Genomic DNA, 20,083 nt, shown 5'->3' with positions numbered 1-20,083 from the left:
CAGCATGGACATCAACGGAGCCAGTGCCATCGTCACGGGTGGTGCGTCGGGCATCGGCGCGGCGGCCGCCCGCCAGCTCGCCGCGAAGGGTGCGGTCGTCGTGGTCGCCGACCTGCAGGCCGACAAGGGCGAGGCGCTCGCCGAGGAGATCGGCGGCGTCTTCGCCCAGGTCGACGTCACCGACACCGACCAGATCAAGGCCGCGGTCGAGGCCGCCGCCGCGATCGCACCCCTGCGGGCGTGCGTGAACTCGGCCGGGATCGGCTGGGCCCAGCGCACCATCGGCCGGGACGGCGAGTTCGACTCCGCCCACGACCTCGCGGCGTTCTCGCGGGTGATCGCCATCAACCTGATCGGCACCTTCGACATGACCCGCCTCGCCGCGACCGCGATGAGCCGCAACGAGCCCGACGCGGACGGGTGCCGCGGCGCGATCGTCAACCTCGCGAGCGTGGCGGCGTTCGACGGCCAGATCGGCCAGGCGTCGTACTCCGCCTCCAAGGGCGGCGTCGTCGGCATGACCCTCCCGGTCGCCCGCGACCTCGCCGCCTCCGGCATCCGCCTCAACACCGTCGCGCCGGGCCTGATCGACACCCCGATCTACGGCGAGGGCGAGGCGGCCGAGGCGTTCAAGGCCAAGCTCGGCGAGAGCGTGCTGTTCCCCAAGCGCCTCGGCGTCCCCGACGAGCTCGCCAGCATGGTCGTCGAGTGCATCACCAACAGCTACATGAACGGCGAGGTCGTCCGCGTGGACGGCGGTATCCGGATGCCCCCCAAGTAGCGCGTTCGGGTCGTCCGCCTCTCGCGCGTGAATACGCCGCCCTCAGGCGGACGACCCGCGCCGGCTCAGGCTCGCCGCCCCGTCCGGGCGAGGAGCCTCGCCTGCCGGTCGGCGTCCGCCGGCACCTGGGCGGGCCGCCTGAAGACGCCGTCGTCGTAGGCGTGGTCGCCGAAGCCCTCGAACGCCACCTCGATCGTGTCCATCTCCGCGTCGGTGAACGTCGTCGGCCGGCCGTTGGCCGCGCCGAGGTCCCAGCCGTGCACGACCAGGTCGAAGCCGTAGAAATCGTCGAGGGTGGCGCCGATCGTGGTGCGGCCGAAGAAGCCGTCGTACTCCCGCGCGCGAAGCTCGTCGGTGACCAGGGACCGTACGGCGGCCTGGTGCGCGGCCCACACGTCGGCAGGTGAGCCGGAGGGGCGGTCGCCGACCTCGACGTCCATCCGCGACAGGTAGTCGCGCTCGGTGTCCACCACGTGGTCGACGACGTCCGCGGCGGTCCAGCCCTCGCACGGGCTGGCGGCCGACCAGTCGGTGGTGGCGTCGACGGTGGCGGAGAAGCGGTCTGCGGCCCGGAGGAAGAAGTTCATGCCACCAGCATCGCGACGACGCTGTCGCCGGCTCTTGAAAGAATCCGACACATGAGCGGGAACCGCCGGATCGACCCCACGGAGCGCGCGCACCTGCTGGACGCGAGCGGCTACACGCCGCCGATCCACCGGTTCGCCCCGTCACCGGACCTCGCGCCGCTGGTCCGGCGCTACTGGATGCCGGTCTGGTCGCTGCCCGAGGGGGTCACGTCCACGCAGCGGGTGCTGCAGTACCCCGTCTGCCTGGTCGTCGTGTCGCCCGAGTACGCCCTGCTCGTCGGGCCGAGCAGCGGCCTGTCGACGCAGGAGCTGAGCGGCACGGGCTGGGCGCTCGGCACCATGCTCCAGCCCGCGGCCGGACTCGCGCTGGCCGGCGGGCCCGTCGAGCGACTGACCGACCAGGCGGTCACGCTGCCCGACGAGGACCTCGCCCGCCGGATCCGCGACGCTGTCGGGGACGTCCCGGAGGACCCAGAGCGCCAGCAGGCCGGCGTCGCCGCCATCGAGACGACGCTCCGGGCACTGGTCCCCGTCGACGAGGAGGGGCTGCTGGTCAACGCGATCGTCGAGTACGTCGAGGGCGACCCGGAGGTGCAGCGCGTCGGTCAGGTCTGCGAGAAGTTCGCCATCACCGAGCGCACCCTGCAGCGGCTGACCGCGCGCCGGATCGGCCTGAGCCCGAAGTGGCTGATCCAGCGCCGCCGCCTCCACGAGGCCGCCGAGCGGCTCGCGCGCGACGAGCGACCGGACCTGGCCCGCGTCGCCGCCGACCTCGGGTACGCCGACCAGGCGCACTTCGGCCGCGACTTCCGCGCGGTCACCGGCCTCACCCCGGGCGCGTTCGCGGCGGAGCCGCGTTAGACCTCCACGACCAGGTCGGCACGGTCACGGGCCGCCTCGACGAGCCGCGCGTTGGCCTCGTCGACCCGGGCCACCCAGGCGCGGGCCTCGTCCGGCGCCTTGCCGAACTCGACGTGCCGCGCGATCAGCCGTTCGACGCGCAGCGCGTCATCGGTGACCAGGTGCCACACGACGTCGATGGCCTCGCGCACCGCGCGCCAGCGCGGCTCGTCGAGCAGCAGGTAGTTCCCCTCGGTCACCACGGTGCCGGCCGGCGGCACCCAGGTCGCACCGGCCAGCGGCTGCTCGAGGTCGCGCTCGAACACCGGAGCGACGACGTCCTCCTCGCCCGCGCGCACCCGCCGCAGCAGCGCGGCGTACCCGGGAGCGTCGAAGGTCTCCGGCGCGCCCTTGCGGTCCCGGAGCCCGCGGCGGACCAACTCGACGTCGGCGTAGTGGAAGCCGTCCATCGGCACCACCGGCAGCCCGAGGGACGTGGCGACCGTCGACTTCCCGACACCGGGCGCCCCGGTGATGCCGAGCAGGCGGATGCCGGGCGGGACGTGCGGGGTCACCGCACCATGGTGGCAGCCTCGTCGACCGTCCCGGCGTAGCTCGCCATCTGGGCCGGCAGCACCGCGAGGACCTCGGTGGTGCGCGCCGCCCAGTCCCAGCGGATCAGCAGATGGTCGGTCGAGTCGGGCGGGACCAGGCTGATCAACGCCGAGTGGTCGTCCACGGCCAGCAGCTGGGAGAAGTCGACGCCGTCGACCGGGCTCATCCGCACACCGAGGAGCTCGCCGGAGTGCCGATCGACGGCGGCGACAGCCGTCCTGCCCATGTAGGTCGTGCTGCCGACGCGGTGGTTGAAGCCGGCCAGCTGGACGATGACCCCGTCGCCGACCAGGGGGACGGTCCGCTGGGCTCCGGAGTCGCCTCCGACGGCGGGCGTCCCCGCCAGTCCGTCGAGACCCCAGGTCACCGCGGTGCCGTCGGGCAGCACCCGTGTCGACTGCTCGAGGTCGGTGTCCACCAGGGACCCCGTGTCCAGGTCGAGCTCCCGCATCGTCTCCCGCTCCTCGACCCTCACCAGCAGGTGGTCGTCGCCGGCCCACGAGGTCGCCTTGTTCAGCCCCGGCACGTCGTACCGGTGCGACCGCCCGGTGGTCAGCTCGACCACCACCACGGCGCCAGGCTGGGCGAGCGCGAGCTCGGTGCCGTCGGCGCTCAGGCTGGTCGGCGTCAGGGGGTACCACTGGTACCCGCCGACATCGTGGGTCGGCACCAGGCCCTCGAGGTCCAGCGAGCGCCAGCGGCCGTCGTCGCCGAGCACGTCGATGGTGGTCCACCGGGCATCTCCCGGGCCCGCCGAGCTCGGGACCACGGCGAGCACCGCGCGGCCGACGGGATCCTCGGACAGCGGCACCGGGTCGGTGATCGCCAGCCGCGGCGCGCCGGAGGCGGCTGCGGTGTAGTCCGCGGACGTCCAGCGGGGACTGATCAGGGATCGCGGCACGGTGGCGTCGGCCACGGCCTCGGGCGACCGGGTCGGTGTGGTCACCGGCGGAGGCGTCGAGGTCTGGTGCCGGTCCCCGACCAGCGGGACCGCTGCGACCACGATCAGGGCCGCGGTCACCGTCGCGACGGCGGCCGCGGTGCGGCGCCGGCGTACCCGCGCCCGCGCCCGGTCCCAGGCGGCGTCGGCCACGCGGGTCTCCGGCAGCTCCATGGTCTCGGCGATCTCGGTCAGCCTCATGAGCGGTCCTCCGCGAGGTCGGCGAGCCCGGGGGCGTCGGCACGCAGCCGCGCCAGCGCCACCGAGCCGAGCTTCTTGACGGTGCCGACGGTCACCCCGAGCACGTCGGCGGTCTGGGTAGCGGTCAGGTCGTCGACGTACCGGAGCAGCACGACGGCTCGCTGCCGCGGGGTGAGCACGCCCAGGGCGTCGCGCAGCATCGCCGCCGCCTCTCCGGGTCCTGCCGACCCGCGCTCGTCCGGCACCTCCGCGACCCGTCGTTCGCGCCGATGTCGCCGCCACCACGAGACGTGGTCGCGGTACATCACCCGCCGCACCCAGGCCTCCGGCTGCTGACCACCGAGGGTGTCCCAGCGCAGGGCGGCCTTCACGAGCGCCTCCTGGAGGAGGTCCTCGGCGAGGTACAGGTCGCCCGTGAGGAGGTACGCCGCGCGCAGGAGGCGCTGCTGCGACACCCGGGCCCAGGATTCGAACGACTCGCGGTCTGTCTCGCGCACGGCCACCTCCTCACCACTGGAACGCGCGGGACCCGGCAGAGGGTTGACGCGGTGCGCAAACGTTTGGCCACGGCGTGGGGCCCGAACGTACTCTTGTGGACATATGACGAACGCTGAGCCTGACTTCAACCTCGACGACGAGCTCGAGGCGACCGACGACTGGGACTCCGAGGAGCTCGAGACGGACCTGTCCGACTCCTGGCCGGACGAGCCGGATCCCGAGGACGTCACCACCGGCGAGATGGACCTCGCCGAGCGCCACCAGCTGCGCCGCGTCGCGAGCCTGCGCACCGAGCTCGAGGACATCACCGAGGTCGAGTACCGCCAGCTCCGCTTGGAGCGCGTCGTGCTCGTCGGGGTGTGGACCGAGGGCACGGTCGAGGACGCCGAGAACTCCATGGCCGAGCTCGCGCTGCTCGCCGAGACCGCCGGCTCCGAGGTGCTCGACGCCATCTACCAGCGGCGCCAGTCGCCCGACCCCGCGACGTACGTCGGCCGCGGCAAGGTCGAGGGCATCGCCGAGATCGTGGCCGCGTCCGGCGCCGACACCGTGATCTGCGACGGGGAGCTCGCGCCCAGCCAGCTGAGGAACCTCGAGGACCGGCTCAAGGTCAAGGTCGTCGACCGGACCGCGCTGATCCTGGACATCTTCGCCCAGCACGCGAAGTCCGGCGAGGCCCAGGCCCAGACCGAGCTGGCCCAGCTCAACTACATGAAGCAGCGGCTCCGCGGCTGGGGTGGCAACCTCTCCCGGCAGGCCGGTGGCCGGGTCGCCGGCGGTGCCGGCATCGGTGGCCGTGGACCCGGTGAGACCAAGATCGAGACCGACCGGCGCCGGATCAACACCCGGATCGCGAAGCTCCGCCGCGAGCTGCGCGAGATGAAGGGGACCCGCGACACCAAGCGCCAGGAGCGCCGGCGCCACCACATCCCCAGCGTGTCCATCGCCGGCTACACGAACGCCGGCAAGTCCTCGCTCCTGAACCGGCTCACCGACGCCGGCGTGCTCGTCGAGGACGCGCTGTTCGCGACCCTCGACCCGACCACGCGGCGTACGACCACCGCCGACGGCCGGGTGTACACGATGAGCGACACCGTCGGCTTCGTCCGGCACCTCCCGCACCAGCTCGTGGAGGCGTTCCGCTCCACGCTGGAGGAGGTCGCCGACTCCGACCTGGTCCTGCACGTCGTCGACGGGTCGCACCCCGACCCGGAGGGCCAGCTCGTCGCGGTCCGCGAGGTGTTCGCCGAGATCGGCGCGGGAGACGTCCCCGAGCTGGTGGTGATCAACAAGGCCGACGCCGCCGACCCGATGGTCCTGGCCCGGCTCCGCCAGCGCGAGCCGCACTCGGTCGTCGTCTCGGCGAAGACCGGCGAGGGCATCGCCGAGGCCCTGCGGGTCATCGAGGGCGAGCTGCCCCGGCCCGACGTGGAGTTCAAGGCGCTGGTGCCCTACGAGCGCGGCGACCTGATCAACCGCCTGCACCAGCACGGCGAGATCGCCTCGATGGAGCACACCGGCGAGGGCACCGTCGTCGTCGGCCGCGCGAACGAGGACCTCGCCGGCGAGCTCGCCGCCTACGCGCTGGGCTAGGCAGCCGCCGGGACCTCGCCCCGGGCGGCCACGTCCTCGGCGCCGGCGATCCGTCGGCCCAGGATGCCGAACGCGAAGGCGATCGGCAGCACCACGCTGCCCATCGACGTCACCATCGGGATCAGGATCATCCCGGGGACGGCCAGCGTCAGCAGCGCGGCGGGCAGGCCCACGCCCCGGCGGAGCAGGACGATCCCCAGGAACGTCGAGCCGACCATGGTCAGCAGCACGAACGGGAGTGACGCCAGGAAGATCGGATCCATGAGCGCGTCGTCGACCGCGGTCCACTGGGTCCAGTACTCGAGCGCGACCGAGACGCAGGCCCCGACGTACGCCGTGAGCGTGAGCCGCCAGGCCCACTTCTCGACGCCGACCGGCCGGCGCCGGCGGCGTACGACGAACGCGCAGAGGGTGAACGCGACGAACACCGGCAGCCAGAGCTTCCCGTACGTCAGGTAGACCGTGTCGGGCGACGCCCAGCCCAGCAGGGGCGCGAAGATCTCGCGGGCGGGATCCGACCAGGCCCGCACGAGCCCGGACTCGAGGTCCTCCTTGCCGTCCGCGGTCTGGTGGCGCGCCATCGCGTGCAGCTGCCCCAGCACCAGCCCGAACCATGCCATCCACCACGCCACGCGCCCGATCCGGCGCTGGCTCTCGATCGACCCGAGCATCGTGTCCTCCTGTCGTCCGGCGCCCGGGCGGCGCCCTCGCTGACGACGCTAGGTAGGTCGCGCTGCCCGGTCGTCAACCCCGGTGCCGAACCGGGTGTCCACCCCAGGGTGGACGTCCCACGGCCGCGCCGGCCTTACGCTCGGTCCGTGGCTGTGCGCCTGCGCCTCGCGGACGTCCTCGTCCCTGCGATGCTCCTGCTGGTCGGGGGCGTCGAGCTGGTGCTCGCGCAGCCGGACGGCTGGGGGGTCGGGCTCCTGCTCGAGGGGCTGGCCGCGGCCGTGCTGGTCGCCCGTCGCCACGCGCCGCTGGTCGTCGGGACGACCGCCGCGGTGATCGTGCTCGCGATGCCCTGGGTCGGACCGGAGCTCGAGGACGTGGCCGCCCCGATCCTGTTCATCGCCGTGTGCGGCTACTCGTTCGCGCGCTGGATCCCAGGCCTGCGTGGGCTGCTCGGCATCGGCGTGATCCTCGCCGTGCTGCTGGCCGACTACCTGGTGGACCCGCGCGGCCACGACATCACCGACGTCGTGTTCGTCGCGGCCCTGGTGCTGCCGCCGTACGTCGTCGGCCGGATCACCCGGCGGCTGGCGGACCAGGCCCAGCAGCTGCGCGAGCAGCAGGCGGTGCTCACGGAGCTCGCGGTGCGCGACGAGCGGGATCGGATCGCCCGCGAGCTGCACGACGTGATCGCCCACTCGATCAGCGCCATGGTCGTCCAGGCGGCCGCGGCCGAGGACCTGGTGCGCACCGACCCGGAACGCGCCGCCGGGCTGCTCCGGTCCGTGACGGCGTGCGGCCGCAGGGCGCTCGACGAGACCGGGCGGCTGCTGCATCTGGTCCGCGACGACGCCGACGACGTTGACGAGCTCGGCCTGCACCCACCGCCGGGCGTCCGCGACCTCCCGGCGCTGGTGGAGTCGTTCCGCGCCGCGGGGCTGCAGGTGGACGCCGAGCTGGAGCCGCCGGACCCGCTCCCCGACGGCGTCGACCTCTCGGCGTACCGCATCGTCCAGGAGGCCCTGACCAACGCGGCCCGGCACGGTCGGGGCGCGGTCCGGCTCGGCGTGGGAGTCGAGCGTGGGCAGCTCCGCGTGCGCTGTGTCAACCAGGTCGCCGCGGACGACGAGCCGGGCAGCGGTCTGGGGCTGCGCGGCATGGGGGAGAGGGTGGCGATGCTCCGCGGCACCCTGGTCAGCGGCGTGACGGCCGAGGGATTCGTCGTCGACGTCCGGCTCCCGCTCGTCCCGGAGCCCGTGTGGTGACCCGGGTCGTCCTCGCCGACGACCAGGAGCTCGTCAGGTCCGGACTCCAGGTCCTGCTCGAGGCGCGGGGTTGCGAGGTCGTCGCCGCGGTCGGTGACGGCCGCTCCGCGGTCGAGGCGGTACGCCGCACGCTGCCCGACGTGGTGCTCATGGACATCCGGATGCCCGTGCTCGACGGGATCGCGGCGACGCGCGAGCTCTGTGCGACCGGGTCTCCGAGCCGGGTGATCGTGCTGACGACGTACGACCTCGACCGCTACGTGTACGAGGCGCTGAGCGCCGGCGCGTCCGGCTTCCTTCTCAAGGCGACCCCGCCGGACCGGCTCGTCCAGGGCATCCACACCGTGTGCGCCGGCGAGGCACTGCTCGCGCCGCAGCTCACGCGGCGGCTCATCGAGGAGTACCTGCGTCGGCCGCCGGCTGCCGAGTCACCCGCCCCGCTCGCCGGGCTCACCGACCGCGAGCGCGAGGTGCTGGTGCTGATGGCGCGCGGCCTGTCGAACGACGACATCGCCGCCGAGCTCGTCGTCGCGGTCGCCACGGTCAAGACGCACGTGAACCGGGTGCTCGCCAAGCTCGGCGCCGGGTCGCGGGTGCAGGCCGTGGTCGCGGCGTACGAGAGCGGACTCGTCCGCCCGGGCCTCGCCTAGCCCGGTTCAGCGTCCGCTCAGCCGCTTGAGGTCGACCAGGACGTCGTCGAAGCGAAGGAGCACCGACAGGTGGCCCTGGTCGTCGAACAGGTGGGCCTCCGCGCCGGGGACGTGCGCGGCGAGCCACTCGCCGTGCGCGAACGGCACCATCGCGTCCTGACGCCCCTGCCAGATCGCCACCGGCACCCGGATGTCCGCGAGGTCGAAGCCCCAGGGCGCGACCGCCGCGATGCCGTCGTCCCGCACACCGGTGACACCCTGCGCGCCGGCGTGGTGGAAGAGCCGGGCCATCCAGTCGGTGAACGCCGGCGTCATCGCCGCCTGGCCGACCGGTGTGACCAGGCCACCCATCGCCTCGGCGACCTCGTCGGCCGAGGCCTGCAGGATCGGCAGGAAGTTCTCGAGCAGGTACCGCTCGTAGACCTCCCGGCCCTGCTCGGCCGCGTGGTACTCGTCGTGGTTCTCCCCCGCCATGCCGTCGAACCAGTCGAGGCCCTCGCCGTGGTACGGCGCCACGCCCGCGATCGACGCCGCGGCCCGGCACCGCTGGGGCAGCAGCGCGGCGCAGGCCAGCGCGCGGGGGCCGCCGCCCGACCACCCGGCCGTCAGGAACTCGCCGATGCCGAGGTGGTCCAGCACGACGGTCGACTCCTCGACGTCGTCGACGTACGCCCCCGCCGCCGCGCGCGGCGTCGAGGCGCCGTACCCGGGCCGCGAGTAGGTCACGAACCGCAGCCCGAGGTCGTGGCAGGTCCGGTCGAACAGGTTGAACTCCGCGACCGCGGACGGCGAGCCGCCGTGGAACAGCAGCGGGAACCCGCCGGGGTCACCGGCCACCAGCACCTCGATGCTGCGACCGTCGGGACCGGGGACCTGCAGGCGCTCGCTCATGGCCCCAGCCTCACATTTCGTGCGCCGAGGTCACGGGTTGGCAACAACGCCGACGCCGCGGCCGGCGCGGCCGCACCATTGCTCTCGTGGTCCTCCGGGGGGTCGCGGGGCCGAGCCCGCACTGGTCAGCACGTCGACGCACCGTCACGGTCGCCGCGCTGGTGGCGTTCGTCCTCGCCTCGATCCTGGTCGTGCACGTCGCGGACCGGGCCGGCGCCGACGGCGACCGCTGTGACCGCTTCGAGTCCGACTCGCTGGCCCGGGCCGCGGCTGTCACCGGCTCCGGCCAGCGGGTGGTCGTGATCGGCGACTCGTGGTCGGCCGGCCTCGGCCTGGACCGGATCGCGTCCTCCTGGCCGTCCTGGCTGCCCGGCTCCGTGCACGTGGCCGGCTTCTCGGGCTCCGGCTTCAGCGAGCAGGCCGGCGACTGCCGCGACGTCTCCTTCGCCGACCGGGCCCCGGCCGCGCTCCGGGGCGGGGCCGACCTGGTCGTCGTCGAGGGCGGGCTCAACGACTACGACGTCCCGAACGCCGACATCCGCGCCGGGTTCGACCGCCTGATGGGCGAGCTGAAGGGCGACCGGGTGGTCATCGTCGGGCCGGCGAGCGCGCCGTCCCGCGCCACCGAGGTGCCGCGCGTCGACGCGCTGCTGGCCCGGTTGGCGGCGTCGCACGGCGTCGGCTACGTGCGTACGTCGGGCCTCACGCTGCCCTACCTCGACGACCGGCTGCACCTCACGCCCGCGGGCCACGAGCAGTTCGGCGACTTCGTCGCGGGGGAGCTCGCTGCGCTCACGGCCTAGGATCGCGCCGTGCGTCTATCCCTCGCGGGCCGCGCGGAGAACGCGATCCAGGCCCGCATCCTCGTCCAGCTGCGCGACGAGGGCCCGCTGTCGAAGGCCCAGCTCGCCGACCGCCTCCAGGTGTCCCGGACCACCGTCGCCGCCGAGGTCGCCCGGCTGGCCGAGATGGGGCTCGCCCAGGAGGCCGGACCGGCCGCGTCCCGGGGTGGCCGGCGCTCGACGCTGGTCGACCTGTCGCAGGAGATCCGCTTCGTCGGCATCTCGATCGGCGCGACCGGCCTGTCCGTCGGCGTGACCGACGGCCGGCTGTCCGTGCTCGCCACCCGTTTCAAGGCCTGCGACATCCGGCAGGGCCCCGAGGCGGTGCTCGCCGTCGCCCTGGCACTGGTCCGTGAGGTCCTGCACGAGGTCGGGGTCGACAAGCCGATGGGCGCCGGGATCGGCGTACCGGGCCCGGTCGACTTCCACCGCGGCGTCTCGGTGTCGCCGCCGATCATGCCCGGCTGGGACGGCTACCCGGTCCGGGACGCGGTCTCGCGGGAGCTCGGCTGCCCGGTCGTGCTCGACAACGACGTGAACGTGCTGGCCGTGGGGGAGCAGCACGCGGGCGTGGCCAAGGGCGCGCAGGACTTCCTGTTCGTGAAGATCGGCACCGGCATCGGGTGCGGCATCGTCATCGACGGTGAGCTCTACCGTGGCGTGAACGGCTGCGCCGGCGACATCGGTCACATCCGGGTCGAGGAGTTCGGGCCGACCTGCGCGTGCGGCAACTCCGGATGCCTGGAGGCGTTCTCGGGCGGCGCCGCGCTCGCCCGGGACGCCACGGCCGCCGCACGCAGCGGCCGCTCGCCCGCGCTGGCGGCGCTGCTGGAGGAGCGGAGCGAGCTGACCGCCGCCGACGTCGGCATCGCGGTCTCGCAGGGCGATGCCCAAGCGGTCCAGCTGATCCGCGACAGCGGCCGGCACATCGGCGAGGTGCTCGCCGGGCTGGTGTCGTTCTTCAACCCGGGCCTGATCGTGATCGGCGGCCGGGTCACCGGCCTCGGGCACGCGCTGCTGGCCGAGATCCGGGGTGTCACCTACCGGCGGTCGCTGCCGCTGGCGACCGGCAACCTGCCGATCGTGCTCTCCGAGCTCGGCGACGAGGGCGGCGTGATCGGCGCGGCCCGGCTCATCAGCGAGTCCGTCTACTCCCCGTAGCGGCGCCTCACCCAGCAGACTTTCGCAGGTAACTTTCAAAAGTTTGCGCAGCAGTGTGGATTCTTTCGCCTGAACCCCTTGCAGATCCTCGGTCCGGGCGCCTACTTTGTGCGACGTCACAACAAACGGGGTGACGGTCGTCACGAGGGAGGTCGCCGGTGCGCAGCACCAAGCTCTCCCTCGTCCTGCGGCAGCTGCGCGACGGCGGCCCCCGCTCCCGGGCTCGGCTCGCCACCGACCTCGGCCTGACCCGGTCCTCGGCCTCGGCACTGGTCGGGGAGCTCGAGGAGCTCGGCTTGGTCCGCGCGGCCGGCGTCGAGCGCGGTGGCCTGGGCCGCCCGGGCACTGCCGTGGAGCTCGACGGCCACCGGGTCTGCGGCATCGGCGCCGAGATCAACGTGAACCACGTCGCCACCATGGCGCTCGACCTCGCCGGTGACGTCGTCGCCGAGCACCGGGCCCCGATCGACTCCACCCGGCTCGCCGTCTCGGCGGTGCTGGACCTGCTCGCCGAGCTGGTCGAGCAGACCGACGCCGACGTCCGTGCCGGGGGCGGGCAGACCGTCGGCTGCGTGGTCGGCGTCGCCGGGCTGCTCGACCGCACCCACGAGGTGCTGACGGTCGGCCCCAACCTGGGCTGGAAGGACGTCCCGGTCGGCGCGGAGCTCCGCGGCCGCCTCGGCGCGGCGTACCCGGTCACCATCGAGAACGAGGCCAACCTCGCGGCGGTCGCCGAGGCCGTCCCGGGCGACGCGTCCCGCCAGGACATCCTGGTGATCTTCGGCGAGGTCGGCATGGGCGGCGGCATCGTCGCCGGCGGCCGGCTGCTGCGCGGCCACCAGGGGTACGCCGGCGAGTTCGGCCACATGATCGTCGAGCCCGGCGGTCGCCGCTGCGGCTGCGGCCGGGTCGGCTGCTGGGAGACCGTCGCCGCGCTCCGGCCGCTGCTCGACGCCGCCGCCGACCCTGACGACCCGATCCGGGACCCCGCGCTCGCGCTCGACGAGCGGCTCGCGGAGATCAACCGGCGAGCCGACCTCGGCGACAACCGCACCCTGGCCGCGCTCGACCAGGTCGGCAGCTGGGTCGGCATCGGCGCCGCGATGCTGACCAACGCGCTCAACCCCGCGGCGATCGTGCTCAGCGGCTACTTCGCCGAGATCGGCCACCACATGCGCCCCGCGATCCAGGAGCAACTCCTCGCCGGCGTGCTGGCACCGCAGGGCGGCGGCACCCGGGTGGAGTTCTCGACGCTCGGCTTCACCGCCGCGGTGCGCGGTGGCGCGACCGAGGCCCTCGAGTCCGTCTTCGACGACCCGACCACCGTGGCCCCGCGGCCCGACGTACTCCTGGGAGGAGCGCGATGAGTGTCCTGCTGCAGATGACGGGGATCGTCAAGGAGTTCCCCGGGGTCCGTGCCCTCGACGGCGTCGACCTCGACGTCCGCGCCGGGGAGGTGCACTGCCTGCTCGGGCAGAACGGCGCCGGCAAGTCGACGCTGATCAAGGTGCTCTCGGGCTTCCACCAGCCCGACGCCGGCACCATCACCTGGGAGGGCGAGCCGGCGCCGCTGTCCACGCCCGCCAAGGCGATCGAGCGCGGTGTGGGCACGATCTACCAGGAGCTCGACCTGGTGCCGCACCTCGACGTCGCCGAGAACATCTTCCTCGGCCACGAGGTGTCGGTCGGCGGCTTCACCCAGCGCGGCCGGGCGCACCAGCAGGCCCGCGAACTGCTGGACCGGCTCGGCCATCCGGAGATCTCGCCGACCCGCGTCGTCGGCGACCTGTCCCCGGCGAAGCAGCAGATCGTCAGCATGGCCAGGGCGCTGTCGCGGGACACCCGGCTGCTGATCCTCGACGAGCCGTCCGCGGTCCTCGACCAGGGCGAGGTCGAGAACCTGTTCCGCGTCATCCACGACCTCACCAGGGACGGCGTGGCCGTCATCTACATCTCCCACCGGCTCGAGGAGATCCGTCAGATCGGCGACCGGATCACCGTCCTCAAGGACGGCCGCACCGTCGCCACCGGGCTCGCGGTCCAGGAGACCCCGACCGCGGAGCTGATCAGGCTGATGACCGGCCGCCTCCATCGAGTACGTCTTCCCGCCCCGGCCCGACACCGCACTCGACCGTGGTGCCGCCGTCCTGGAGGTCCGGGACCTCGCCCTCGCCGGCGTGTTCACGGGGGTCGACCTCACCGTGCACGCCGGCGAGATCGTGGGGTTCGCCGGGCTCGTCGGCGCCGGGCGCTCCGAGATCATCGAGACCGTGTACGGCGCCCGCCGGGCCACCGGCGGCACCGTCACCGTCGACGGGAAGCGGCTGCGCCGCGGCTCCGTCGCCGCCGCGGTCAGGGCCGGCGTCGGGCTCGCCCCCGAGGAGCGCAAGAGCCAGGGCCTGCTGCTCGACCAGGCCGTGTACGCCAACATCACGGTCTCCTCGATGAGCCGCTTCGCCCGCCTCGGGTTCCTGGACCGGGGTGAGGAGCGGCGCCAGTCGCAGGAGCTGACCAGCAGTCTCGACGTACGCCCGGACGGGGTGACCCGGGCGGTCCGCACGCTGTCGGGCGGCAACCAGCAGAAGGTCGTGCTCGCCCGGTGGCTGATGCGCGACTGCCGGGTGCTGCTGCTCGACGAGCCCACCCGCGGCGTCGACGTCGGCGCGCGTTCCGAGATCTACCAGCTCATCCGGTCGCTGGCCGACCGCGGCGTCGCCGTCGTGGTCGTGTCCAGCGAGATCGAGGAGGTGCTCGGCCTGGCGGACCGGGTCCTCGTCGTCCGGGAGGGCGTGGTCGTCCACGAGTCCGCCGCCACCGCGATCGACGAGGCAGAAGTCCTCGACCTCGTCATGGAAGGAAAGGTTCCGGCATGAGCCAGGACAGTGTCCGCGTCGAGCGCGCCGCGCTCGAGACGAGCCGCGAGGAGAGCCGCTTCCGTGCGGTGATGAACAGCAGCGTCGGACGCAACTCCGGCCTCGTGATCGCGCTCCTGATCGTCTGCATCGTCGGGGCGGCGACCGCAGGCGACCGCTTCACCTCCACCGACAACGCGCTGACCATCCTGCGGCTCGCCGCCACGACCGGCGTGGTCAGCATCGGCATGACCTTCGTGATCATCGGCGGCGGCATCGACCTCTCCGTCGGCGCGATCGTCGCGCTGTCGTCGGTCTGGTGCACCACCATCGCCACCCAGCAGCTGGCCGAGGACACGCACTGGCTCTGGATGGTCGCGGTCGCGTTGCTCGTCGGGGCCGGCTGCGGACTGGTCAACGGGATCCTGATCGCCTACGGGAACGTCGTGGCGTTCATCGCCACGCTCGCGATGCTCGCCAGCGCTCGCGGTCTCGCGGAGATCATCAGCGACAAGAAGACCCAGATCCTCGGTGCGAACGGCATCGACGTCAAGGGATTCAAGGACTTCTTCACCGCGGACATCCTCGGCGTCGACGTGCAGATCTGGCTGTTCGCGCTCGTCGCGGTCGCCGGGTGGGTCCTGCTCAACCGCACGACCTTCGGTCGGCGGACCGTCGCGGTCGGCGGCAACCCCGAGGCCGCCCGCCTGGCCGGCATCAACGTCAGGCGGCACACGGTCTACCTCTACGTGCTGATCGGCGTCTGCTGCGGCATCGCCGCCCTGATGCTGGTCGCCAAGACCACGACCGGCAGCTCGACGCACGGCACCGGCTACGAGCTCGACGCGATCGCGGCGGTCGTCATCGGCGGGACGCTGCTCACCGGCGGTCGCGGCACCATCGTCGGCACCGTCCTCGGCGTCCTGATCTTCTCGACGCTCTCGATCATCTTCACGCTCAACAACCGCTCCTTCTCGGAGCAGTCGCTCCTCAAGGGAGCCATCATCGTCGCCGCCGTGCTGCTCCAGCAGCGCCTGGCGTCTCGGAGCAGCACCTAGCAGCACGCCCGCACCACCCCACCACCTCGGCACCACTCCTCTGCACGAAACAAGGAGCACCACCATGTCCCTGCGGTCCACCACCCGAAAGTCCAGGAAGGTCGCCGCCGGCCTGGTCGCCGGCATCGCGGTCCTCGCCCTGGCCGGCTGCACCAGCAACAGCGACGGCGGCGGCGACACCGCCGACACCTCCGGCGGCACGTCTGCCGCGACCGGCTCGAACGACGAGAGCGGCGACAAGGTCGTCATCGGCTTCTCCGCCCCGGCCGCCGACCACGGCTGGATGGGCTCGATCACCGAGTCCGCCAAGAAGGAGGCCGCGAAGTACGACGACGTCGAGCTCCGCGTCGCCGAGGGGACCAATGACGTCAACCTGCAGATCAGCCAGGTCGAGACGTTCATCAACGACAAGGTCGACGCGATCGTGCTGCTGCCGTTCGACGGCGCGGCGATGACCCCGGTGGCCCTGAAGGCCATGAAGGCGGGCATCCCGGTCATCAACGTCGACCGCGAGTTCGACGACCCGAACGCCGCGCGCGTCACGATCCTCGGTGACAACTACGGCATGGGCGTCTCGGCGGGCTCCTACATCTGCGACCAGGCCGGCGGCAACAAGGACGCGATCGTCGCCGAGATCGCCGGCATCGACTCGCTGCCGCTGACGCAGGACCGCAGCCAGGGCTTCAAGGACGCGCTCGCCGAGTGCGGTCTCGACGTCGACAACCGCGTCGCCGCCGACTTCACCGTCGAGGGCGGGTCGGACGCCGCCGAGCAGCTCCTGCAGGCCGCACCGAAGATCGACTACCTGTGGAACCACGACGACGACCAGGGCGTCGGCGTCCTCGCCGCGATCGACAACGCCGGCCGCGACGAGTTCACGATGATCGGTGGCGCCGGCTCCAAGAACGCGATGGAGGCCATCAAGAGCGGCGACAGCGTCCTCAAGGCGACGGTCATCTACCCGTCGACCCAGGCCGCCGACGGCGTCAAGCTGGCCCGTCTCCTCGTGCAGGGCAAGTCCATGTCGGACCTGGTCGAGGTCGAGGTCCCGCGCAAGGTCCAGCTGTACGCCCCCGTGGTGACGGCGGACAACGTCGACCAGTTCATCGGATCCGCGTTCGAGTCCTGACCGACAGCGTGCCCGCCCCCGGACTCCGTCCCGGGGGCGGGCACCACCCTCTCTCCCGGGAGCTCGCATGACTGACCCGAGCAAGCCCCTGCGCGTCGCCATGGTGGGCCACGCGTTCATGGGCAACGCCCACTCGCAGGCGTGGCGCACGGCGCCGCACTTCTTCGACCTCCCGCTCCGGCCCGAGATGGCCGTGGTGGTCGGCCGCGACGCCGACCGGGCCGCCGAGGCGGCCACCCGGCTCGGCTGGGCCGAGAGCTCCACCGACTGGCGCGCGGTCATCGCCCGCGACGACATCGACCTGGTCGACGTCTGCACGCCGGGCGACACCCACGCCGAGATCGCGATCGCCGCGCTCCGCGCCGGCAAGCACGTGCTCTGTGAGAAGCCACTCGCGAACACCGTCGCCGAGGCCGAGCAGATGACCGCGGCCGCCCAGGAGGCGCACGCCCACGGCGTACGCACCATGGTCGGCTTCACCTACCGCCGCGTGCCCGCCATCGCGCTCGCCCGCCGGATGGTCGAGGAGGGCCGGATCGGCGAGGTCCGGCACGTCCGCGCGCAGTACCTCCAGGACTGGATCGCCGACCCGGACGCCCCGCTGTCCTGGCGGCTCGACAAGGCGAGAGCCGGCTCCGGCGCCCTCGGTGACATCGGGGCGCACGTCATCGACCTCGCGCAGTACGTCACCGGCGACCCGGTCGCCGAGGTCACCGCGCGGCTCGAGACCTTCGTCAAGGAGCGGCCGTACCCGGCCGGCGACACCGCGGGCGGCCTGGGCGGCGGAGGTGCCGCCACCGAGCGCGGCCCGGTCACCGTCGACGACGCGGCGACGTTCCTCGCGACGTTCCGCTCGGGGGCGATGGGCGTCTTCGAGGCGACCCGCTTCGCGACCGGCCGGAAGAACGCCATCCGCCTCGAGGTCAACGGCTCGCTAGGGAGCCTGGCCTTCGACTTCGAGGACATGAACGTCCTGGAGTACTTCGACGCCCGTGAGGACGCCGAGGTCGCCGGGTTCCGGCGCATCCTCGCCACCGATCCCGGGCACCCGTACGTCGCCGCGTGGTGGCCGCCCGGCCACGGGCTCGGCTACGAACACGGCTTCACCCACCAGGTCGTCGACCTGGTGCAGGCGATCGCGGCGGGCGGAGACCCCGCCCCCTCGTTCGCCGACGGCCTGCAGGTCCAGCGCGTGCTGGCCGCGGTCGAGACCAGCTCAGACACCCGCACCTGGCAGGAGATCCCCCAGCAATGACTTCGGCGACCTACGACCCGACCCCCGACGACAAGTTCAGCTTCGGACTCTGGACCGTGGGCTGGCAGGGCGTGGACGTGTTCGGCCCCGCGTCCCGCGAGCTGCTCGACCCGGTGGAGGCGACGTACCGGCTCGCCGAGCTCGGCGCGGCCGCGGTGACCTTCCACGACGACGACCTGCTGCCCGACGACGGCACCCGCGAGGCCACGCTCGACCGGTTCCAGAAGGCGCTGGCCGACACCGGCCTCCGCGTCGAGATGGTCACCACCAACACGTTCTCCGACCCGGTGTTCAAGGAGGGCGCGATCACGGCCAACAACCGCGAGGTGCGCCGCTACGCGCTGGCCAAGGTGCTGCGCAACATCGACCTCGCCGCCTCGCTGGGCGCCGAGACGTTCGTGATGTGGGGTGGCCGCGAGGGCGCCGAGCACGGGGGCAGCAAGAACGTGCCGGCCGCGATGGACCGGTTCCGCGACGCGCTCAACATCGTCTGCGCGTACGTCAAGGAGCAGGGCTACTCGATGCGGTTCGCGCTCGAGCCGAAGCCGAACGAGCCGCGCGGCGACATCCTGCTGCCGAGCATCGGGCACGCGATCGCACTGATCTCCGAGCTCGACCACCCCGAGATGGTGGGCCTCAACCCCGAGGTCGGCCACGAGGAGATGGCGGGGCTGAACTTCGCGCACGGCATCAGCCAGGCGCTGTGGCACGGCAAGCTGTTCCACATCGACCTCAACGGCCAGCACGGGCCGCGATTCGACCAGGACCTCCGCTTCGGTGCGGGCAACCTGCGCGGGGCGTTCTGGACCGTCGACGCCATGCTCGGCGCCGGCACCGACCGGCGCTACGACGGCTACGTGCACTTCGACTACAAGCCCCCGCGGGCCGAGGCGATGGACGGGGTCTGGGAGTCCGCGCGGGCCTGCATGCGCAACTACCTGATCCTGCGCGACAAGGTGCAGGCGTTCCGCGCCGACCCGGAGGTCACCGCGGCGCTGGAGGCGGCCGGTGTCGGTGAGCTCGACATCCCGACGGTCGCGGCCGGGGAGTCGCTCGACGACGTCCGCAACGCGACGTACGACCTGGAGACGCTGCGCGGCCGCAGTGTCGCCATGGAAGCCCTCGACCAGCTCGCGATGGAGCACCTGCTCGGCGTGCGCTGAGCCCGTCACCGAAGGAGAGTCAGATGCCACGACCGATCACGCTGTTCACGGGCCAGTGGGCCGACCTGCCGTTCGAGGAGGTCGCCCGGCTGGCCGCCGAGTGGGGGTACGACGGGCTCGAGATCGCCTGCTGGGGCGACCACCTGGACCCGTGGCAGGCCGCCGAGGACGACGGCTACGTGCAGGGCAAGCTCGACCTGCTGGAGAAGTACGGGCTGAGCGTCTACGCGATCTCCAACCACCTCAAGGGCCAGGCGGTCTGCGACGACCCGATCGACGCGCGGCACGAGGCGATCCTGTCGGCGAAGGTGTGGGGCGACGGCGATCCCGAGGGCGTCCGGCAGCGGGCGGCCGAGGAGATGAAGATGACGGCTCGCGCAGCGCAGCGGCTGGGGGTCAAGACCGTCATCGGCTTCACCGGGTCCTCGATCTGGAAGTACGTCGCGATGTTCCCGCCGGCCACCGAGGAGATGGTGGCCGCGGGCTACCGGGACTTCGCGGACCGGTGGAACCCGATCCTCGACGTCTTCGACGAGTGCGGGGTGCGGTTCGCCCACGAGGTCCACCCCTCCGAGATCGCCTACGACTACTGGACCACCAAGGCCGCCATGGAGGCGATCGGGCACCGGGAGGCGTTCGGCCTGAACTGGGACCCCTCGCACTTCGTGTGGCAGGACCTCGACCCGGTCGGCTTCCTCTGGGACTTCCAGGACCGGATCTACCACGTCGACTGCAAGGACGCGAAGCGGCAGACCGGCAACGGCCGCAACGGCCGCCTCGGCTCGCACCTGCCGTGGGCCGACCCGCGCCGCGGCTGGGACTTCGTGTCCACCGGGCACGGCGACGTCCCGTGGGAGCAGTGCTTCCGGATGCTCAACACCATCGGGTACGACGGGCCGATCTCGGTCGAGTGGGAGGACGCCGGCATGGACCGCCTCGTCGGTGCTCCCGAGGCGCTCGAGTTCGTCCGCCGGCTCGCCTTCGACGCCCCCGAGGCCGCCTTCGACGCAGCGTTCTCGACGAAGGACTGACCGCCCGCCCACCGGTGGCTGGGGATGGCGCCGCCGCCCTGTCCACGGGCGCGGCTAGGGTT

The 20,083-nt window shown here is 72.7% G+C and carries 20 protein-coding genes and 1 pseudogene; 15 read left to right on the top strand and 6 right to left on the bottom strand.

Features of this window, described 5'->3' with window-relative positions:
* Positions 1–4 precede the first annotated feature (4 nt).
* The gene (locus ACVW2K_RS21955; protein WP_028637440.1) at positions 5–781 is read left to right on the top strand and encodes an SDR family NAD(P)-dependent oxidoreductase; all 777 of its coding nucleotides are present in this window, start codon (positions 5–7) and stop codon (positions 779–781) included.
* Between the two features lie 65 nt (positions 782–846).
* Here the strand turns inward: ACVW2K_RS21955 and ACVW2K_RS21950 are convergent, their stop codons facing one another.
* Positions 847–1,368, bottom strand: coding sequence for a maleylpyruvate isomerase family mycothiol-dependent enzyme (locus tag ACVW2K_RS21950; RefSeq protein WP_457203973.1), 522 nt, complete (start codon positions 1,366–1,368; stop codon positions 847–849).
* 51 nt (positions 1,369–1,419) lie between these two features.
* Here ACVW2K_RS21950 and ACVW2K_RS21945 point away from each other — a divergent pair, with 51 nt between their 5' ends.
* Complete coding sequence (locus ACVW2K_RS21945; protein WP_457203972.1) at positions 1,420–2,229, top strand: helix-turn-helix domain-containing protein; 810 nt, start codon at positions 1,420–1,422, stop codon at positions 2,227–2,229.
* Here the strand turns inward: ACVW2K_RS21945 and ACVW2K_RS21940 are convergent.
* The 3 genes from ACVW2K_RS21940 to ACVW2K_RS21930 are packed head-to-tail and all read right to left on the bottom strand — an operon-like array spanning position 2,226 to position 4,461.
* Positions 2,226–2,783 (bottom strand): nucleoside/nucleotide kinase family protein, encoded by a 558-nt coding sequence (locus ACVW2K_RS21940; protein WP_028637443.1) that lies wholly within the window; start codon positions 2,781–2,783, stop codon positions 2,226–2,228. The genes ACVW2K_RS21945 and ACVW2K_RS21940 overlap by 4 nt on opposite strands.
* Complete coding sequence (locus ACVW2K_RS21935) at positions 2,780–3,964, bottom strand: hypothetical protein (RefSeq protein WP_457203971.1); 1,185 nt, start codon at positions 3,962–3,964, stop codon at positions 2,780–2,782. Before ACVW2K_RS21935 ends, ACVW2K_RS21940 begins: the two co-directional genes overlap by 4 nt.
* Complete coding sequence (locus ACVW2K_RS21930; protein ID WP_457203970.1) at positions 3,961–4,461, bottom strand: SigE family RNA polymerase sigma factor; 501 nt, start codon at positions 4,459–4,461, stop codon at positions 3,961–3,963. The genes ACVW2K_RS21935 and ACVW2K_RS21930 overlap by 4 nt, the downstream gene beginning before the upstream one ends.
* A gap of 103 nt (positions 4,462–4,564) precedes the next feature.
* Between ACVW2K_RS21930 and hflX the strand changes: the two genes are divergently transcribed.
* On the top strand, positions 4,565–6,055 hold the full coding sequence (gene hflX, locus ACVW2K_RS21925; protein ID WP_457203969.1) for a GTPase HflX: 1,491 nt from the start codon (positions 4,565–4,567) through the stop codon (positions 6,053–6,055).
* On the opposite strand, the gene ACVW2K_RS21920 is transcribed toward hflX, so the two are convergent.
* The gene (locus ACVW2K_RS21920) at positions 6,052–6,726 is read right to left on the bottom strand and encodes a hypothetical protein (RefSeq protein ID WP_457203968.1); all 675 of its coding nucleotides are present in this window, start codon (positions 6,724–6,726) and stop codon (positions 6,052–6,054) included. The genes hflX and ACVW2K_RS21920 overlap by 4 nt on opposite strands.
* A 147-nt stretch (positions 6,727–6,873) precedes the next feature.
* On the opposite strand from ACVW2K_RS21920, the gene ACVW2K_RS21915 reads away from it, so the two are divergent.
* Positions 6,874–7,989, top strand: coding sequence for a sensor histidine kinase (locus ACVW2K_RS21915; protein WP_457203967.1), 1,116 nt, complete (start codon positions 6,874–6,876; stop codon positions 7,987–7,989).
* Complete coding sequence (locus ACVW2K_RS21910; RefSeq protein WP_028637449.1) at positions 7,986–8,639, top strand: response regulator; 654 nt, start codon at positions 7,986–7,988, stop codon at positions 8,637–8,639. Before ACVW2K_RS21915 ends, ACVW2K_RS21910 begins: the two co-directional genes overlap by 4 nt.
* Before the next feature lie 6 nt (positions 8,640–8,645).
* Here ACVW2K_RS21910 and ACVW2K_RS21905 read toward each other — a convergent pair whose 3' ends face one another.
* Positions 8,646–9,530: an alpha/beta fold hydrolase gene (locus ACVW2K_RS21905; protein WP_457203966.1), complete on the bottom strand. Its 885-nt coding sequence runs from the start codon at positions 9,528–9,530 to the stop codon at positions 8,646–8,648.
* A gap of 86 nt (positions 9,531–9,616) precedes the next feature.
* Here ACVW2K_RS21905 and ACVW2K_RS21900 point away from each other — a divergent pair, with 86 nt between their 5' ends.
* From ACVW2K_RS21900 to ACVW2K_RS21855, 10 genes and pseudogenes are all read left to right on the top strand, one after another.
* Positions 9,617–10,333, top strand: coding sequence for an SGNH/GDSL hydrolase family protein (locus ACVW2K_RS21900; protein WP_028637451.1), 717 nt, complete (start codon positions 9,617–9,619; stop codon positions 10,331–10,333).
* Between the two features lie 9 nt (positions 10,334–10,342).
* On the top strand, positions 10,343–11,533 hold the full coding sequence (locus ACVW2K_RS21895; RefSeq protein WP_028637452.1) for an ROK family transcriptional regulator: 1,191 nt from the start codon (positions 10,343–10,345) through the stop codon (positions 11,531–11,533).
* 158 nt (positions 11,534–11,691) lie between these two features.
* The gene (locus tag ACVW2K_RS21890) at positions 11,692–12,900 is read left to right on the top strand and encodes an ROK family transcriptional regulator (protein ID WP_051549204.1); all 1,209 of its coding nucleotides are present in this window, start codon (positions 11,692–11,694) and stop codon (positions 12,898–12,900) included.
* Positions 12,897–13,343: pseudogene (locus ACVW2K_RS21885) on the top strand (ATP-binding cassette domain-containing protein); the annotation flags it as partial. The gene ACVW2K_RS21890 and the pseudogene ACVW2K_RS21885, both read left to right, overlap by 4 nt.
* Positions 13,344–13,710: 367 nt before the next feature.
* Positions 13,711–14,406, top strand: a complete 696-nt coding sequence (locus ACVW2K_RS21880; RefSeq protein WP_457203965.1) for an ATP-binding cassette domain-containing protein — start codon at positions 13,711–13,713, stop codon at positions 14,404–14,406.
* A complete protein-coding gene (locus ACVW2K_RS21875; RefSeq protein ID WP_036570188.1) occupies positions 14,403–15,443 on the top strand; it encodes an ABC transporter permease in 1,041 nt (346 codons plus the stop codon). The genes ACVW2K_RS21880 and ACVW2K_RS21875 overlap by 4 nt, the downstream gene beginning before the upstream one ends.
* Before the next feature lie 64 nt (positions 15,444–15,507).
* Positions 15,508–16,572 (top strand): substrate-binding domain-containing protein, encoded by a 1,065-nt coding sequence (locus ACVW2K_RS21870; RefSeq protein WP_457203964.1) that lies wholly within the window; start codon positions 15,508–15,510, stop codon positions 16,570–16,572.
* A 67-nt stretch (positions 16,573–16,639) separates the two neighbouring features.
* Positions 16,640–17,827: a Gfo/Idh/MocA family protein gene (locus ACVW2K_RS21865; RefSeq protein ID WP_457203963.1), complete on the top strand. Its 1,188-nt coding sequence runs from the start codon at positions 16,640–16,642 to the stop codon at positions 17,825–17,827.
* Positions 17,824–18,990 (top strand): xylose isomerase, encoded by a 1,167-nt coding sequence (xylA, locus tag ACVW2K_RS21860; protein ID WP_457203962.1) that lies wholly within the window; start codon positions 17,824–17,826, stop codon positions 18,988–18,990. Before ACVW2K_RS21865 ends, xylA begins: the two co-directional genes overlap by 4 nt.
* Before the next feature lie 23 nt (positions 18,991–19,013).
* Positions 19,014–20,021 carry a sugar phosphate isomerase/epimerase family protein gene (locus ACVW2K_RS21855; protein ID WP_028637457.1) on the top strand — a complete coding sequence of 336 codons (1,008 nt, stop codon included), beginning with the start codon at positions 19,014–19,016 and terminating at the stop codon, positions 20,019–20,021.
* Positions 20,022–20,083 lie beyond the last annotated feature (62 nt).

It is taken from the genome of Nocardioides sp. HB32 (assembly GCF_054058995.1).
The sequence above is the reverse complement of the archived record's forward strand: the minus strand, read 5'-3'. Positions and strand labels throughout refer to the sequence as shown.

Coding starts and splice junctions, on each gene's coding strand:
- ACVW2K_RS21905 (WP_457203966.1), bottom strand. CDS start 9,530: ATGAGCGAGCGCCTGCAGGTCCCCGGTCCCGACGGTCGCAGCATCGAG.
- ACVW2K_RS21855 (WP_028637457.1), top strand. CDS start 19,014: ATGCCACGACCGATCACGCTGTTCACGGGCCAGTGGGCCGACCTGCCG.
- hflX (WP_457203969.1), top strand. CDS start 4,565: ATGACGAACGCTGAGCCTGACTTCAACCTCGACGACGAGCTCGAGGCG.
- ACVW2K_RS21935 (WP_457203971.1), bottom strand. CDS start 3,964: ATGAGGCTGACCGAGATCGCCGAGACCATGGAGCTGCCGGAGACCCGC.
- ACVW2K_RS21870 (WP_457203964.1), top strand. CDS start 15,508: ATGTCCCTGCGGTCCACCACCCGAAAGTCCAGGAAGGTCGCCGCCGGC.
- ACVW2K_RS21945 (WP_457203972.1), top strand. CDS start 1,420: ATGAGCGGGAACCGCCGGATCGACCCCACGGAGCGCGCGCACCTGCTG.
- ACVW2K_RS21950 (WP_457203973.1), bottom strand. CDS start 1,368: ATGAACTTCTTCCTCCGGGCCGCAGACCGCTTCTCCGCCACCGTCGAC.
- xylA (WP_457203962.1), top strand. CDS start 17,824: ATGACTTCGGCGACCTACGACCCGACCCCCGACGACAAGTTCAGCTTC.
- ACVW2K_RS21865 (WP_457203963.1), top strand. CDS start 16,640: ATGACTGACCCGAGCAAGCCCCTGCGCGTCGCCATGGTGGGCCACGCG.
- ACVW2K_RS21875 (WP_036570188.1), top strand. CDS start 14,403: ATGAGCCAGGACAGTGTCCGCGTCGAGCGCGCCGCGCTCGAGACGAGC.
- ACVW2K_RS21920 (WP_457203968.1), bottom strand. CDS start 6,726: ATGCTCGGGTCGATCGAGAGCCAGCGCCGGATCGGGCGCGTGGCGTGG.
- ACVW2K_RS21955 (WP_028637440.1), top strand. CDS start 5: ATGGACATCAACGGAGCCAGTGCCATCGTCACGGGTGGTGCGTCGGGC.